A 17,806-nucleotide genomic window follows, 5' to 3' on the forward strand; every position below is an offset into this window, starting at 1 on the left:
TTTGGTCGCACTTAACTTTTTCGAGATTTGGGGAGGTACTCCTTTTTTTGTGTCTGAAAACCCTTGTAGTTACTAGGCTCAGATTTATGAAATTAATTCAATTAATAAATCTAATTTCATTTTGAAAGGGGATATCATGTTGAAATGGAAGATCATTAACATCCTATTATTGGCTCTTGGTGTACTTGTCCTTTACAATGCATATAATGTCTTAGCTGGCTTTTTCGATGGACTTCGCGGAACTGCAGTAATTTATAGATTAGGTTTTAAAATCCCTTTAAATGATCAGTCATTATTAGGATATGGCTTATCCTTTGCGATAATAGGCATCCTATTTTTACTCGCCCCCATTCTTATAAATAGAATGAGACTGGGAAAAAGTATAGGTGAAAAATCGTAGAGAGAATACTAATGCCTCTCTACACTTTTTAGTTCACTAATGCTACAGCCGTAAACCAAGGTGGCCGTTCCAGCTAAGGAACGGCCTTTTCTTATACTGTGCCTGAAAGCTATTGAAACTCTGTACAAAAAGAGAAGGGGAGCAACTGAGCAGAAGTTTCGTGGATGCAAAAGAGCTCTATGGTTTCGTTACTGCTGTTGGCGGAGAAAGTGTAGAATAAAAACAAAGTTGTTTAATTTTTAAGTTTAAAATACTTGATTTCCTAAGTGTAACATTTTTGTTTTAAATAATTCATTGTATACTAAAAACCAGTCCTTAGCCTATTTCTATATTATGTAAACTAATTATTTTTTTCATTTCAAGTATATATTCTTGCCTCATCATTTTAATCTCTTCTTTTCTTGTAACTGTAGAATTAATATGATGAGGCTTTTCTTAAATGAATATTGGCGATAAAGGGTTTTTATTTGCGAATAATTCATTGATTCTAGCCACTCTTGCAAGATCCCTTCCATATTTATACTTACTTTTCTAATAACTGTTCTATGACCTACAATCCATGCTTGAACCCCATCTTCAAAAATTACTTTATCTGTCGCTTGAACAACTTTGTATAAAGATGCTTATACTGATTTCGAACTACTAATATTAACTGGTCAATGTCTACCATAATTAATGCTTGGATTAAATCCTTATAAATCGCATTTCCCATGATAGCACGAGCTGCTTCTATTTCTAACCCACATTTTAGCCTTTCATGATAACCGTCGATTTCATACTTTAGTGTAGGCTTTTGTAAGTAACGGTTGTAAAATCCCTAATAACGCCGTTTTCAAATTCCCCAAAAATAACGGATAATCGTTTTGAAACTTNAAATCCCTAATCGTTTTCAAATTCCCCAAAAATAACGGATAATCGTTTTGAAACTTTTACATCACGGAGTGGAGAAACGATGGTCAAGATTGGGGAGTTTTTTATGATTCGAGAATTACATAACAAGGGCTGGACACAAATAGCTATTGCTGAAGAAATGGGCTTTGACCCAAAAACAATTCGAAAGTATTTAAATCAGGATCAACTACCAGAGAGGAAGAAAAGAGAGAAAAAACCTGGAAAGCTTGACGCCTTTAAAACCTACATACTTCAGAGAATCCAAGAAGGAACGACAAACTGTTCTGTTCTTTACGATGAGATTAAAGCGATGGGATATGAGGGAAAGGCAACAATTTTACGGGATTTTGTACAGCCTTACCGGGCTCAGCCTAAGAAACAAGCGACCGTAAGGTATGAAACACCACCGGGGAAGCAAGCTCAAATGGATTGGGGTTATGTAGGAAAATATGAAGTGGACGGGCAGTTAAAAGACGTGTACGCCTTTGTCATGGTACTTAGCTATTCCCGAATGAAATACATCGAGTTTACAACAAGTATGGATTTAGAGAACTTAATGAAATGCCACATGAATGCTTTCGCCTACTTTAATGGTGTTCCTGAACAAATTCTTTACGACAATATGAAGACAGCTGTTATTCGACATACGCCAGTGGAAATTCGATTTAACCGAAGGTTTGAAGATTTTCTTGCTTACTATGGCATCACACCGAAAGCGTGTCGTCCAAAGAGACCGCAAACAAAAGGAAAAGTAGAGAACGTTGTAGGATATTTAAAGAAGAATTTTTTCCAACGAAAACACGAACCCACATTACGGGCATTAAACGAAGACATTCGTGTATGGCTGGATGAAGTGGCGAATCAAAGACCTAATCAAACAACGCTCGAATCACCTTTTAAACGATTTGAAGTGGAGCAAGCACGCTTAGGAAAATGGGCCACAAAACCGCTCTTTCCGATTACACATTGGGAAGTACGAGAGGTCAGTAAGGATTGTTTTATCNATTGTTTCCTATCGAGGCAAGCAGTATTCTGTACCTTTCCGGTACGTAGGACAAAAAGTGAAAGTAAAAGAAACGTTAGATCAACATATTGAGGTCTACGATGAATACGAATGCATCGCAAAACATCCACTCCTGAAAGGGCAGCTCCGCTACCATGCACAGTTGGAGCATTATAAAGGGCTGAACGTGACCACTAGTGGTTTGGCGACCCGTCACACTCAGCCCGATGCCCTTGAAGTGGAACGACGTTCCCTTCAGGTGTATGAACAACTAGAAGGGAGTGAATCATAGTAAACACTTCACTTCTAGTTGAGCGCTTGAAAAAAGTTGGCTGGCACTATACTGCCAATCAACTGGATGGTCTCTTAGAAGACGCATCTAAAAATAATGTAACATATTCGGCGTTTTTATACACCCTTCTTACGCATGAAATCGAACAGAAAGAATCTGTTGCCTTTCAGCGAAGGATGGTGAAAGCGAAGCTCCCATTTCGTAAAACGGTTCATGAATTTGATTTCTCTTTTCAACCCAGTATCCAGGAAAAACGAGTGAAAGAGGTTGTCACCTGTCGGTACATTACAAGTGGCGAAAATATTGTGCTGGTTGGACCACCAGGTGTGGGAAAAACACATTTAGCTATCGCCTTTGGCATGGAAGCCATTACTCAAGGGTACTCTACTCTCTTTGTGACAGCAGCCGATTTTGTTTCCTCGTGCCGGAAGGCACAGGAGAAAGGAACGGTGGAACGATGTATACAACGCTGGCTACGCCCCGACGTGTTGATTATGGATGAAGTAGGTTATTTTCCGTTTGACGAAATAAGTGCCAACCTTTTTTTTCAGGTGGTTTCCAAGCGATATGAAAGAGGTTCCATCATTTTAACTTCTAACAAGTCGTATATTGAATGGGGAAAAATATTTGGGGATGAGGTATTAGCAACAGCTATATTAGACCGACTTATGTATCACGTTACTACGTTTAATATCAAGGGTAATTCGTATCGTTTAAAGGAAAAACAGAAAGCGGGCATTCTGCCCGCTACCCTAGAACGTTGAAAAGAGGGAATTTGATTTCGGAGAAAAGCGGGAATTTGAAAACGGCATTGACAGCTTTACGCCCTCCCCAAAAAATACAGGCCTTTCAATCTTATCTTTTTTCTTTTTATTGGTTTCAATTTCCCATCCTAATTCAATTAAATCACTTGATAACATTCTCAATACTTCATCACTTTGCAATCCTTTTAACAAAAAAAATGTACTAATTTTCTCTTCATGCTTTTTAAAGACTTCTACAACACTAAAAATAAAATCTTTAGGAGGTTCTGTACGAGGAAATGATTGAAAACGGATCGTTGACTGCTTCATCGTGTTCTCCATTCTAAGTTCAACTTAAAATAAAAAATCGCATGTTAGGAGTTTTTTTCCATTATACTCCTGAAGCATGCGATTTTTAAACAACTTTTTTATAAATTAAATGACTTTATTTTGATTTAAACAACTTTATTTTCATTCTACACAACATGTAGAGTAACAATATAGTTATTTACTATGAGGTTATTTAAGAAAAGGAAATATTACTCAATAAAATAAATAGTGAAACAAAAAAGCTATTTACCCTTCAATCCATTTCTTATCATATGGTAACAAATCATACTCTCCAACATCCATTAATTGGCAATTCTCAAGAGTTTCCTTATCTACTCTTGCATATCCCTTAGTAGATAATGTACATAAATCAAGAATGTTAAAGTCAATAACTCTAAAGTTTCTAAAGTCTAGCCAGTAGTCTTCCTCATTATTAAAGAACTTTATTACTTCTGAATAATATTTTGGATTTTTTTCGGCTACCTCTTTATCATAAGGTTTCATTCTAACAAGAAGTGCCCTATCTACTTTTCTTCCGTTCTTTTTCCTGTAAGCTATATCACATGGTTGCGAAAGCAATATATAGTATTTGTTATCTATTAAAAATATATCGCCAAAATTAATAGCTTGTCTCAAGATATTTATATTATCATCATATTTCTCGCTTTTTCTTAATGTGAAAAGAATTTCATTATCACTTTTTTCAGTATATCTTATTTGCTTTTCAAGAGTTTTATAATCAATTAACAACTTTGTTATTTCCTCTAAGTTAGAAGAGTAACGATTTCCAAATTCTTTTGTAACCAATGACAATAATATTCTGAATACTGTTTCCCCTACCGATGTACCTTCTAACTCTGGATACTTCAAGATTATATGCCTTATAGTCGGTGAAGATAGGCTTAATATTTTTTCCTTAGAATCAATAAGTCCTTGAGATAAATACTCTGTTAAATTTGAAATCAAATGGAAATTATAATTATTCCATAGACCATGAATAATTTCATCTAGTAATTCTTGCTTTTTTTCATCATCTATTACATTACTTTTTGTTACAACAGAAGCCAGATTAATAAACTCTAATAATCCGTGATTTTTATAAACACTACGGCGCAACTCATCATCGCAAATGTCTTCAGTATTCGCAGTAACTAGCAAACATATGTTATCTACTAACTTTCTTTCTCCGATTTCCTTAATAAGCTCAAAACCAGCATCTTTGCCTTCATTAGCTTTAGAAAAGTCCCTATCAATCAGCCAGAGAACCCTGTTATCAGAATCCATTTCCCATTCCTGCGGTAATTTCTCTAAAAATTCTTTAGCTTTTTTTACAGAACCAATCACTTTATAATCTCTAATAAGGTTAGCATCTTTCCATTGATTTACAATTCCTAATACAGGAGATAATACTTCATATTCTAAACTCACTGCAGTAGCTTCTACAACTTCATCAGTTATAAAGTCCTTTAGAAAAGCAATACGATCCTGTACATCATCCGAAAATTCTAATAAATCCTCTAAATCTAAACCGGCTTCTTTAAGAACATGTAAGTATTTAGAGGGTTGTACAGCGATTTGTTTTAAAATTTGAATCTTAGCATCTCCATCATTTTTATTACCATTCTCTTTATTATTGTCATCATCAACACATATAACTCGGTTTATTCTAGCTACCCTCAAGAATTCTTCGATTGAACTAATCAATGCTCTCACCCTTCGACTAAAACATTTGTTAAATCTATTTCCATTTTGTACTTATTCCCTTTATTGTTCTTAACTTCCATCAATCTAATCGTACAACCATTATTAAGTAGCAATCTTGTAATGATATATAATCCTAGTCCCCTACCTTCAAGTCGAGAAGTTATAAAAGGTTCAAATATCCTCTCTTCTATATTTCTACTAATACCAATTCCAGAATCCCAAACGTAAATGAATCCATTAGGACTTACTTCGATAAAAAAGTTCTTTTCTTCAATTAATTTATTATCATAGGCGTGGTTTAACCAGTATTCAGAATTAGAGAATAGATTATCTAACACTTGGATCATCGATCCTTTATTAGCGTATATACTAAAATCCCCATCTGGATTAACATTTATAAGGTTAATTTCCGACCTATTTGCTCTATCCTTATAAAAAGTAAAGTGCTCTTCTACCAACTGCTTTAAACCTATTGTTTGCTTTTTAGTTCGTACGCTCTTAAATCCTGGAGAGAGATGGGTAATTTGCTTTCTTAAAGAATCTAATCGAACAGTTATACTCTGGAAGTAAAATTCCATTTGATCATCCACTTCATAATATTTATTAAAATACTTTCTGGAATTTTGTATATCTGACTTAGAATTATTAATTAGAGTATAAAGTTCATGTGTTAAAGATTCCGCTGTTATTCCTAATCCTGCTAGCTCCATTACTTCTTGTACCTGGGACATAGACAATTCTATTTGTTCTACTAAAGATACTGCGCTTCCTTTAATCTTTTCTATCTTTTGAAAGCTATTAATTACACTGTTAAATAGATCTTCTATTTTTGTAGCTTTATTTTTAATTTCATTTATTAAATCAGCAATATCGTCTCTTTGTTCTTTTGTAATATTTTTAGACAACATCAATCGATTACGAGTTTTTTCTATATCTTGTGTTATATTTAAAACTTGTTCTTTATATTCACTCACTTCATTTGCAACGTTGGAGGAATTTTCAGCTGCTTCTATTATGTCTTGCTTCGCTTCCTGATGGCTTGGTAATTGGTCACTTTGAGCCTCTTTACTAGCATTTTTTTCCTTCATATAAGAAGCATACATTGTATTCAACAAATTTCTATTTTCGTTAATTTCTTTTACTGCAAATCTACAAATATTAAAAAATGCTCTTGAATAATAATCATCAATAAGGCCTTCCCGGCTCGTTAACTCCTTTAGCTTTTTATTCTCTAAGCCTGTTAACTTTATATAGCCAACAACATTACCTGACTTTAAATCTGTATATTTTCCACTAGTAAAAGATTCTGAGAATCCTAACCAATCAAAACCCATGGTATGACCTTTTTCACCGTATGGGAAAACTCTGAAGTTATCCCTATAAATCTTAACACCTGCATTCTCTTTGATATATTTCCTAAATTCAGAGAGATTTTCATAATTCTGATATATACCTATGTTAGACAACTTTTTAAACAACTTTGCATCCAAGGAAAAATCGAACAGCTTTCCAGTAAAGATCCCCGGATGATACTCTAAATTTAAGTTACCTATATCACAAAGCATTATATTCTTTGTAAATTTAAATACAAAATTCCCCTCTGTTAAATATTCAATACTATTTATTTGCAATTTATCTTTATATAACTCTACAAATTCTTGCAACCTATCTTTTATATTTAACCCAAAAAATTCAATTCTATAGGCCCCTTTAATTTCAAGCGACTCTTTATGTAATATCAATTCGTAATTTGCTGGTGCTGATTTTAACATTTGATTTTCAATCTCAGGAAATTCTAAATCCCTTTGACCAACTTTAGCTTTAATAATGAATTTTTTGCTAATATCGAATGGGGAAACAATCTTAGAGAGATTTTTTTCGAACTCATCAATATATTTATTGCTTCTCCAATCGTCTAGATTTTTCAAGTCTAATATCGTAATTTTTGTATAGCTTTTCTTCGTATTCTTATCTGAAACTGAATTAGTTTCTACATGTATATCTACCTGAGAAAGAGTTACATCTCCTTGAAATAAAGACCAATCTATATCAACTGATAGTTCTTCTTTTGTTCCTTCTTGTTTAGTAACTACAGAAAAGAAATTTCCAAGTCTTTGAGCAGACAACCTTCCCAAACCTTTATCACCTAAAGGAAGTCTATTAAATTTTGGAGTTAGTTCATCATTTTCTTTCATCTTGCGCTTTATAGATCTAGAAATAGTTAACCATCCTTTTTTTATTCTTTCTAAATCCATACCATTTCTATTATCACGAATTTCTATCTTTCCTTTAGCTATTTTTCCATTACCCATCTTCTTTACTGGACTCTTGCATTTTTCCGTCCGATCCCAAAAATGGGCATACGGGTGGCGTAAAAGAATAAAATGTAACGATTACGAGGATAGTCTTAGATTTTTAAGCACTTCAACCAGAGGTTTTTGTGCCCATCCTTGTTCATAGGCATACAAAATGAGCTGCCCCATACAGTCCTTTCGAATACGACGTACCACATCTCCTAATGTGAGCGACGGCGAATGGCGTTTTCCTTTCGCCTGTTCAAGCGCAAGAAACGTATACGCCAGAAACTGAATCGTCCAAAATCGTTCGATCCCTTTGTGCGAAAGGTGCTGGTACTGATCGAAACCAAGCAACTCCTTAAAGTACCGATACCCAACTTCGATTTGCCAGCGTACGGCATAGTGGCGCAGGACGGTCACGACATCCAGGCTGGTATCCGTACACAGTAGGCAAAACGGTAGTTTTTTCGGGTCAAACTTGTCTTCCCAGGACAGAAACACACGCACATTTTCCATGTTGCTCAGCGGTCCTTCATACGCGTACACCTTATACGTCTGACCGTCTACGGTAACGGGGCAGAGGTCAGTCGGGCGAAGAATGGTGGACGCAAATGTGGACGTTTTGATTTTCATCCCAAACGGAGCGATCATTCGATTCGAGCGAAACGCACCAATGACATGAAATCCCTTTTTGGTACAGGCATCGATCAGCTTTTTACTGGTGTACCAGCTGTCGATCAGGACATATACGTGTTCATCTGGTGAAGAAGAATAGGTTTCAAGGAGTTCAATCGCCAGGTCATTTTTACTTTTGAACGGGACGTTTCGCTCTTTGCAGTCTTCCTTTCGAAAATAGGAACGAAAATCCCAGGCAACCGAGAGATCATCCGTTACCACATGAGCCGTCACGAGCGAATGAGACCAGACCGATTTTCCTTCTGAATGAGAATAATGAAAATCGAGACCCTCCATTTTCACAGTGGAACGTTCTTTTTTACATTGTGTGTCGTCTAGAATCAGGAACGTAATCGGACGTGTATCTCCCCATTTGGCACGCGTCTGGCGAATGGTTTCCATCAAATAGGAAAGCCGCTGCTTCGTAACGTATTGGGGGTTCTAAGGAGATTCCTGTAAAAAGCGAGTCATACAACTAAGGTCGCGATCATGGTTGGATGATCGTCGAATTTGGCTGATGTTGACTCGGCCCTCGCAAAGAATGATGCCATGAAGAAAAGCAAGCAAATGTCGGTGTTGTGGCTTCGATAAGAGTAAATTCAGCGCAAAAACAAACTTGACGATAGAAGAGTGAAAAGTTACCATAAAAGTGGACATTCTCCTTTTGAGTGGTTTTAGGTGTGGTAGCCCAAACTTCTATAAAAGGTCGGAATGTCCTTTTTTATTGCTCATTTTTCGACAAATTTTTTACAAGAGTCCAGTTCTTTATATAATCTGGATCAACCTCAATCTTTACAAACCTAGCATCCGCATCGTAGGAATTTTTAACCAACTCAGAGACGGCTGTGATTTCATCAGCGATTAATTGCTCACCTAATTGAAATAAAAGCGAAGCATGAACATCAAAATTTACCGTCTCCATCTTTTTTTCCATCATATGCCCTTCCTTTCTTCAAGGGAAGACTCCATGCTACCCCCTAGATAAAAATAACCCCTTTAAATTTTATATTTACTACATAAAATATCCTATTATTACAGCTATAAATAGTATATACAATCCCAATATATTCAGTTTTAAGGATTAATCATGGATAATTAAGGCTTGCTGAACGAAAAAAGTCCTTATATATCAAGGGATTTGAGACAAAAATTCAATTTCAAGTGCACGGTTTCTGCCGGAAAACCTGTAAAAACCGTGTACTTGAGTTAGATCGACTGGGGCAAATGATTGTTGATTCGACTAAAATTCATTGAAAAACTCCAGTTTTAAAGCCTATATAAGAGCATTCCAGCCTTAATTGTACTGATTTTCGCCTAGATTATCGAGTTTATGTTTCGTTCAGCAAGCCCTAATTAATTGCTCTAAAATTATATTATACATAATTTTACTCCATAGGATTATTATTCTCCCATAAATATTAGCAAATTAAAAATAAGAAATAAGCATATGTGATTAATCTTCTTAACAATCCTTATAAATTTTTTCAACCCATTTATCAATATTGATATTAAAATGACGTACTAACCTAACGCTAAAATGTTGAACTTTTTTCAATTTCCAATGTCCCTGATTATAAATCAAATCACGCAGAATTTTCTGTATATATTTTTCATGCACATTTATGTCTTTACTTATCGAATATAGCAACAACGTAGATAACGAATGTCCATCCGGACACGAAACCTCCAAAATATAGGTTATCCTGTTATATCTCTCTATTCTAACAACAGCACACTTTCTTCGTTGTCCATCTGGTAATACAGAAAACTTTCTCCCTAATGGCAGGTCTATAAGTGAATTTGAAATTGTGAGTTCTGGATAACTTTCTCCCATTAAATCGATCATCTGTAAAAACTGTTCTAGGCCATGTGGTTTACTTTCTTCTACATCTACTGATTGCACATCTATAGCCTGCAATTTTCCACCTTTAATTGACTCGTCAACTCCACCATGCACAGTAGATCCACCACGACCTTGCTGAGAAACATATATATCCCCTTGATGAATATTCTGCATTTTATTGGACACTTTAACGACTTTAGCCTGTGAACTAAATCCTAGTCTTGTCGGCTCCTGCTCAATTACCAGCTGGCGATTATCTTCTCGTGGCACTTCTTTTGAGGTCGTATCAACTTCTACTTCATCTAATTTTCCCTTTTGGATTTGGCGCTTTTTCAAGCCAGGTACATAAATACGCTCTTTCAATAACGGATGAGTGTATGTAATCGTATTGATAGGACTGTACAATCCGTCTATTCCTACAATCTCAAAAACCATCATTTCGTTTCCATTTAGTGTCCCGCGATATGTAAGTGTTATGCCGTCTAAATTAGGAACAACGAAGGATAGAGGAGCTCCATATTTCAAATACATTCCCTGTTGATACACCTGCATATATATCGACTCAAACGATATACGAATATCAGTATTGCTGATAACCCATCCTATATGTTGAACGAATGCATCTGTTAAGGTACTCACAGGAATTTCCTTTGCAAACACAATGCTTAATTCCTGGTTTTGAACTGAAGCATGATTTACTAAAAGAGAAAGCCCATTCGGACGCAACATAGCATTGCTGCATACCTTGTATAGAGCAAAAAAGGCACGAATCATTTCTGTCTGTGGAATATGATAGGTTACCCCATGCACGGTGAACGAAAGCATTTGCTGCTTAATTAATTCAGTATCACGATATAAGTAATATTGGAACCGACGACAGACAGCAAGAGATGTATCTTGCTGAAAGGTAGCTCCTGCCGGAATAGTAACAGCTCCTATCGTTCCTTCTTTTTGCGTAGCCATCGGCGTACCATCATGATACCATTGTCCAATTCTCAACATAGGCAAAAGCCCGACCGGACATTCAATCTTTAAGAGTTGGTTTTTATCCTCAAATGCCACTCCAAGACGCCAGTTGTTTCTGGCATCCTGGTGCACATTACCAAACCAATGCAACTTTACTGTTTTCTTTTCTAACGCCTGTGCTTTGATTCTTATACTCGACATATTTGTTACCTCTCCCATTCATTTTGCTGAATAAAGCGATTAATCTCAGCTTGTACTACTGGTGAAATATCAGATCGCAAACCGGCCAGACGCTTTAAACTCCATTCTAAAAGCTCGCCCTTGTCATGTAGTTGCTCAACAAAAAAGCGAACCCGACGAATTTGAAACTGTTCGGTACTCTCCGTTGCACTTTCTAAAAACGCTTTTGTTTCTGGTATTTTATTTATTTTCTTTTCCAGTAGGTTCCTCTGTCCAATTTCTGTTCCAATTCGACTTACGGTTAGACGAACAGGGGGAGTAACTTGATACAAATGTTCTACTGCTTGCTTTACTTGCTGTAATACCTCACTATCACGTATCACCCAGTCTATTCTACTAGTAACTATTTTTCGCGCTTTCACTTTTGGTGAATTTGTAAGCAACCATTCTCGACAATTTCGATACAGCCGAATATATAAAGCCGGGTGTTCCTCACGAATCTCTGTAACCGTCCATTCAGGATGTGTTTTACATAATTCTAGCCACTTTTCTTTATCACTTTCCCATTGGACTACTTTTTGTGATAACACATCGACTCTTTCATTTTTTCTGGTGTATTTAATCACTGTGTTGGTATCAACACCTAACTCATATGCTGTTGCTCGATAGGACAGCCTCTTTATATTTATTAGGTAGTATAGTTTATGTTTCCATACTTCTCCGAACGATTTAATCCTTCCAATTTTATATCGATTGGAACCTGTGATATCAGGACCACGCCGAGAATAAGTAAAGCGACAAGCTGGGCATTCAAATGTACCAACAGGGCTTCTCGTATCCGTACAGATCGTTATATGAACGGCACGAATAACATCCTTTTTGTAATGCTCACAGACTTTATTTAAACATGGATAAGGAGATTTTCCAAATGGTATATATGGTCGAGAAGCATAAGACAAAATTGTATCTATTCGCTCGCCTAGAAAGCGAATAAGGAGCAAATGGCGCACTGGATGAAAGGATTTTCGATGTTTTCTTGTAATAGCTTTAAGCCAACAGGACGGATCCTCTACATCAACAGAAGATTGCAACAAATTCAAAGCTTCCTGTCCGTAAAAAGCCTGAAATTGCTGGGCTAATGCATGTTGATCAACCCTCCCTTTCACATTTGCGATTCCTTTATGCTGTAAAAGATACCGATATGCTTTCTGTAACGGTTCCCAATTAAATTCATAGCCTTCTATAGCAAGCTGAATAGAATCGTAGGCCATGACATGTAAATGTTCCATTGTCTTTGCTGAGTATGTTACATTTCGTCGATTTGAAGAACAGTTTTCACGCGTCGCAGCTACAAATTCTTGTCTGTTTTTTGGTCGGAATGAAACAGTACTTTCTTGTAAAATACAGGAATGCTTAGTGCAGACGTACACGCTAGGAAGCTGGTGAGATAATCGCCAATATGTTTCACCGTATCGCTGAAAGTCTTCCTCTACACAATACGGACAGTACATTAACCTTTCCTTGTCTCTAACTCCGCTTGCCATAACACCCGTCATTACATGAATGGCTCCTTTATGGACCCCGTTACACATCGTTTGATAAACAAATTCTCTCGTTTCCGGCAAAGCGAAATTGGTGTGGTAGCAGTAAAATGTATGCTTAGTAATCCATTGCTCTGGCGATACCGGATGAAAGTGTTCTAACTGTCTGTGTAAATAAGCAAGACAAGTAGGTAAATCAGGAATAGCAAGCTGTGTTCGATTACCGAATAGTTCTTCCATGGTCTGTTTAGGACTTTCATTTAAAGAATATAAGTGATATCGAGCTAGCCAACTATATAGCAGCTCATCTTCATATAAACGTGGAAAAAAGCCTAACATATCGTCTTTTCCTCACAGTACTAACTCTGTAAGGGGCTGTTTGATATAGCCAGCATCCAAAAGCGAATCATAAGCAGAATACTGTTGCTTTTTCCCCTTCTCAATTATTTGTGTCAATTTATTTTGGACATTATTTTGTCGACTTTGCTTACTTTCGCTTTTCTTTTGTTTGTACTCCTTGATGTACTCCAAAGCCTCCGTAACAACCTCAACTTTTGTCTTCTTTCCATCTTGTTTCATAATGTTTACTACAACTTTTTCTGCCAACTTCGGCTCAATATCTAATGCAATAAGCGCCTGAATAGCTTTCTCTATTATAGTTACATCATATTTCTGTCTTGCTTCTGCTTGCCGTTCCTTTTTCTTTTGAATCGTAGCTCTAAGATCAATTTTTGACTGGCGATGTTGTAAGTAACTCGCCAGATCCATCGGCATAATGTCTTCATACTTCTCAATTTCGGAGAGTGATCCTGATTTCAATGCTTGTAACATCGGCTGTACAAGTCGTAAGTCTTCTTTTGCCACTTGTCGGATAAGTGCTGAAGTAATCGTCTCTCTCTCCGTTTCAATGGCACGACTTTGAGCAAGAGAATACAGCTTAACCGCAATATCAACGATACCTTGGCTCTCTTCATATAGGACTTTACGGATCTCCTCCGTAAGAGGGACTTTATTTTGTGTCCATTGATAACGCCACATTTCTTCAATCAGCATACTCCAGTCATCTTCTGGCTTCATTTGCTCCCAGACCATATCCCCCTGCCCACTCCCACGTCGTGCCTGCCGAAAATCTTGCTGTAACACGGTACGGGCACGCATTGTCCCAATCAGCATAACAGGAATACCAACTTCGTTAATGAGCGTCACAAAAAAGTTCATCATCTGCTCTGAACCTTTTTCTTTGGCTGTTAGTAAATGTTGAATTTCATCAATAATAAGTGCTCCAATGCAATGTAAGCGTGCAATACGTCCCATTTGCGTCACCATAGAACTAATGGAATTACGTTTATTTCCGAACTTCTGATAATAATTTGTGCCAATTAAATCATCTATTTTTAAGAAAAAGTCCATACAAAGAGATTTGAGTGAACCATCATGTGGACAATTGATTTTAAGCCAAACAATTTGGATTCTGCTTAACGGATGTGGATGTAAAATACATTGGGGGTAGAGAGATAAGATACGCTCAATAGCTGTTGTTTTTCCGATTCCTGAAACACCCATAAGTGTGAAACTTGAGGCAGTACGTCGAATCCCCGGAACTGCTTCTCCCGTTAACAACTGTACTTGAGATGGATCAAATGGATTGCGAGAAAGATAGCCTGTCCGAATCAATCTGGAAAAACGTCGCTCTAAGTCCAAGTGTTGTGTCACCGGTTGAAAAAATTGCTGTAATCGATAGAGCGCATTAAATCGTAATTCAGGTGCTAGTTGACGCTCTCCTTCAAGATAGGGTGGATAAAAGCAAAGCTTATCGTAGGCCCCTTCCTGAGAAAGAATTGGGGGTAGTGCCTCGATTAAAGGATTGCCCTGATAATCTATTAGCTCTTGTTCATGATAATTAGCAGTAGGCCAGCTTTCTACTTGCTCAGGCAAACGCTCATACTCATCAATCATCGGACAGGCGCTCCTTTCGCTTTCGCAGAATATCTTTAATACTTGGTCGATTAAAGTTATCTTGTTCAACCGATGACAATGAAATCACTTCTGCATCTTTTTCTTGTTTTTCACTCAGGCTAAAAGCTTCCTCACTACGTTTCTGTTCTCGTTCTATTTTGCGGTTTTCCCGAATTTCCTTTGTACGCGCTGATTTACTCACTCGCTTATCTTGTCTAGTTTTCACTTCTTTTTTTGCTTGTTCGACAATCTCTTCGACATCTGCTATAAACGAAACTTCTGCTCCTAGTTGCTTATACTCAGCTTCTTTCTTCATTTGGCGTTCATAAGCACGTAAGTAATTCACGTCGTCAAGCGACTTCCCCTTATAACGCTCCTGATGCTCAAGTAGATGGCAGCACTCAGGCATCCCTGCTTGTTCATCCCAGAAATAAATTGTAGATACGTTTCGAGGATCATAAGAAACTGTTGTCTTCCAACTTCCCTTTTGACGAGCTATGGAAAACCATGACTCCTTTAACGCACGTTCACAGCTGTACATCATCCCTTCGAAATGAATTCCTTTATATGTGACAGTTGCGCTACCTTGAGAAAGCAAATGAAGCTGTACGAGTGACTCTGGAATATACCGAAGCTTCCCTGACTGATTTTTAACTCCCCATTTCCAGAGTTCAATAGGGATCGGTTGAACATCTTCTTCTACCATCTGCTCATTACGGATATATCCACTGATATAATGCTTTGTATTATGAAGAATGACTTGTTTAATCATGATTTGTGTGAACTGTTCGAGGGTTAATTTTGCATCTAAACGATAATCTCGAGCCCCTCGCTCCTGAAAATCCTTCTCCACATACCCAGGCAGAAATGGCTTTACTTTTTGTTGTAATGTATCAAATTTTTTCTCCACAATTCCTTTCAAATCTGCACGATAGGGAGGAGCATTTTCAACATGCAAATTAAAAGCAGCTATTAATCGTTCAACATTATATCCTTCTAATTCTCCACGATCCGCTAATAAAATTTCTGGCAGATGTTCACACGGCCACATGTCTTTTGAAATCTGAATGCCATATTGTTTGCAAAATTTCACTTTATCGGATGCCATATTTGCGAGCGCCATCATCGCTCCCATCCATGAAGGGCCTTCTAGCCCGATGTACATGCCTACAATCATACGGCTGAATACATCGATTACAACATACATCACAGGACGACCAATGATCCAATTTGGGTTATAACTCGATACTAAGTAGGCGTCTGCCACTGTTGCATCAATCTGAAAACGTGAACCAGGGCCAAACGCTTCAAATGTAGAGGAACCAAGTACTTCCCGGTAGTCCTTCTCATATTTCTTACGGCCTTGGCGTGCCAGTGTCGTTTCGGATATGTCATATTCTTTTTGATACCAATATCGAAATTGCCGTAATGTTGGAAGCATATTTTCGTCAGCAATGATGATTTTTTTCTGCCCATTTTCTATGTAGTAATCTTCAGCATAAAATTCCCGTATCATCATGCGATACACAGATACTAGGCTGTTCTTTTTGGGATTTAAATAATACTTTTCGATCGCGATCCGAAAGATTCTTTTTGTTTTCTCATCAACATTAATCCCCTCTATACCTCGCCTGGATGGCCGACCCCTTTTCTTTTCACTTGTACTTTTCTCTTTACCTTTTCCTCCTGACTTATCATAGTCTGGAAGTAAAGAATTGGGCGTCTTGCCACGTTGCCAAAAACGACGCAAGTATTTGTATAAGGTAGGCTTAGCTATACCAGTTTTCTCGATTGCTCGTTGAACAAGCATTCCTCGCTTATCACTTCTGTAAATGTCCGGCTCACACACGACCATATCGTAAATAGCTTGCCATGCCTGATCTCGCTTTTGTTGATGCCTTTCAATAGCTTCCTGAGAAACCATTGGCAAGTATGGATCAACCAATACCTTTGTAAATTCATCCTGAATAATTTCCTGCATTACTTCCCTTACTTTACGCACCACAGGAAAGGCTTTCTTGTCTTCCACATCAATCAGATAGCAGACTGTTTGTTCAGAATCAATCCACAACACACGATATAATTGCCCTGTCTGTTCGTCTTTAAGCAATTCATTAACAGTCAAATTCATGCGCCCCACTCCTGACCATGAGCTACTTCGACAAATGTAAAGTAAGAAATTTCCTTCCTAACCGAAAATGGGCTTTTCATATCAAAAGTAATAAGTTTACTTGCCACAAGATATTTAAAACAATGTAGAGCTGTTCCAGATTCCAAAGCATATTCTTCTTCAAACTGGGCAAAAAGGCGAGATAATACCCCTTTTCGCCGCCGTACATACTCAAATAGTTCTTCAACTATCTCTAGCATCGGCTGCTCGATTCTTTTATAACTTTGAAACCGTCCGATATTACGGCAAATTTCAACGGGTAAATCTTTTTCCGTTATGATCGCCCAATCAATTCCTTTTTCTTCCCAGTAAACTCGTTCAATATCAAATTTCTCAATCGTACGTGGATTCTCAAGTTGTTCAGAGGGTTTCAATGTTCGCGCTAACACAAATGTTTGGCTTTCTTGTCGAATAGTAATTAGAAAATCAGTGGTCATAACAAGAGGAGTTTTTGTTGTGTGGTCTTCTGGATGAGAAATACTTTTTTCTTCTGCAATTCTTGTTGTTATCTCGCGGTTTAGAGGAAACTGTTCACGAATATCAACTACATTGTCAGCCCAATCAAGTAAATAAAAATAATCACGTTCCAAGTCGGATAAAAGATGATGAATACGGTTCGTTTTAGTTCCGTAAATCCGATGTGCACGGCCAGACGAAGGAACATCTTGAATGGTTAGCCATGGCTTGTACGCCGCTCCTTCCCCCATTCCTTTTCCTTGCTGTTGATAACGAGCAATTTTTTCTTCGGTCCACTCACGTTTACGTTTAGCCATAACATCCCTCCTCATTTTTCCGAAAAAACGAAAAAGACTGTT

12 protein-coding genes and 3 pseudogenes are annotated in these 17,806 nt (G+C 37.3%); 4 read left to right on the top strand and 11 right to left on the bottom strand.

Annotation, left to right across the window (positions count from 1 at the left end; translation table 11 throughout):
• The first annotated feature begins 139 nt into the window (after positions 1–139).
• From AF333_RS28535 to istB, 4 genes and pseudogenes are all read left to right on the top strand, one after another.
• Complete coding sequence (locus AF333_RS28535) at positions 140–400, top strand: hypothetical protein (protein WP_161808236.1); 261 nt, start codon at positions 140–142, stop codon at positions 398–400.
• A gap of 952 nt (positions 401–1,352) precedes the next feature.
• Positions 1,353–2,294, top strand: a pseudogene (gene istA, locus AF333_RS28540) (IS21 family transposase); the annotation flags it as partial.
• A 1-nt stretch (position 2,295) separates the two neighbouring features.
• A pseudogene (locus tag AF333_RS36450) lies at positions 2,296–2,586 on the top strand (Mu transposase domain-containing protein); the annotation flags it as partial.
• Positions 2,583–3,350 (top strand): IS21-like element helper ATPase IstB, encoded by a 768-nt coding sequence (istB, locus tag AF333_RS28545; RefSeq protein WP_053432787.1) that lies wholly within the window; start codon positions 2,583–2,585, stop codon positions 3,348–3,350. The pseudogene AF333_RS36450 and the gene istB, both read left to right, overlap by 4 nt.
• Here the strand turns inward: istB and AF333_RS28550 are convergent.
• The 11 genes and pseudogenes from AF333_RS28550 to AF333_RS28595 all read right to left on the bottom strand — a co-directional run bounded on the left by AF333_RS28550 (position 3,339) and on the right by AF333_RS28595 (position 17,764).
• On the bottom strand, positions 3,339–3,659 hold the full coding sequence (locus tag AF333_RS28550; protein ID WP_052812094.1) for a hypothetical protein: 321 nt from the start codon (positions 3,657–3,659) through the stop codon (positions 3,339–3,341). The two genes, istB and AF333_RS28550, sit on opposite strands and share 12 nt — an antisense overlap.
• A gap of 246 nt (positions 3,660–3,905) precedes the next feature.
• A complete protein-coding gene (locus AF333_RS28555) occupies positions 3,906–5,372 on the bottom strand; it encodes a hypothetical protein (RefSeq protein ID WP_235497049.1) in 1,467 nt (488 codons plus the stop codon).
• Positions 5,369–7,675: an ATP-binding protein gene (locus AF333_RS28560; RefSeq protein WP_043066205.1), complete on the bottom strand. Its 2,307-nt coding sequence runs from the start codon at positions 7,673–7,675 to the stop codon at positions 5,369–5,371. Before AF333_RS28560 ends, AF333_RS28555 begins: the two co-directional genes overlap by 4 nt.
• 81 nt (positions 7,676–7,756) lie before the next feature.
• A pseudogene (locus AF333_RS28565) lies at positions 7,757–8,758 on the bottom strand (IS701 family transposase); the annotation flags it as partial.
• A gap of 18 nt (positions 8,759–8,776) precedes the next feature.
• Entirely contained in the window at positions 8,777–8,980 is a 204-nt protein-coding gene (locus AF333_RS36455) for a hypothetical protein (RefSeq protein ID WP_217636987.1), read from the bottom strand.
• 76 nt (positions 8,981–9,056) lie between these two features.
• The gene (locus AF333_RS28570; RefSeq protein WP_043066900.1) at positions 9,057–9,269 is read right to left on the bottom strand and encodes an ATP-binding protein; all 213 of its coding nucleotides are present in this window, start codon (positions 9,267–9,269) and stop codon (positions 9,057–9,059) included.
• Between the two features lie 528 nt (positions 9,270–9,797).
• Positions 9,798–11,345, bottom strand: coding sequence for a Tn7-like element transposition protein TnsE (locus AF333_RS28575; protein ID WP_043066901.1), 1,548 nt, complete (start codon positions 11,343–11,345; stop codon positions 9,798–9,800).
• A 5-nt stretch (positions 11,346–11,350) separates the two neighbouring features.
• A complete protein-coding gene (locus AF333_RS28580) occupies positions 11,351–13,204 on the bottom strand; it encodes a TnsD family Tn7-like transposition protein (RefSeq protein WP_043066902.1) in 1,854 nt (617 codons plus the stop codon).
• A 12-nt stretch (positions 13,205–13,216) separates the two neighbouring features.
• The gene (locus AF333_RS28585; RefSeq protein ID WP_043066903.1) at positions 13,217–14,821 is read right to left on the bottom strand and encodes an ATP-binding protein; all 1,605 of its coding nucleotides are present in this window, start codon (positions 14,819–14,821) and stop codon (positions 13,217–13,219) included.
• Positions 14,814–16,952, bottom strand: coding sequence for a Mu transposase C-terminal domain-containing protein (locus AF333_RS28590; RefSeq protein ID WP_043066904.1), 2,139 nt, complete (start codon positions 16,950–16,952; stop codon positions 14,814–14,816). Before AF333_RS28590 ends, AF333_RS28585 begins: the two co-directional genes overlap by 8 nt.
• Positions 16,949–17,764, bottom strand: coding sequence for a heteromeric transposase endonuclease subunit TnsA (locus AF333_RS28595; RefSeq protein WP_043066905.1), 816 nt, complete (start codon positions 17,762–17,764; stop codon positions 16,949–16,951). Before AF333_RS28595 ends, AF333_RS28590 begins: the two co-directional genes overlap by 4 nt.
• Between the last annotated feature and the right edge of the window lie 42 nt (positions 17,765–17,806).

Source organism: Aneurinibacillus migulanus (assembly GCF_001274715.1).
Classification (GTDB): Bacteria; Bacillota; Bacilli; order Aneurinibacillales; family Aneurinibacillaceae; genus Aneurinibacillus; species Aneurinibacillus migulanus.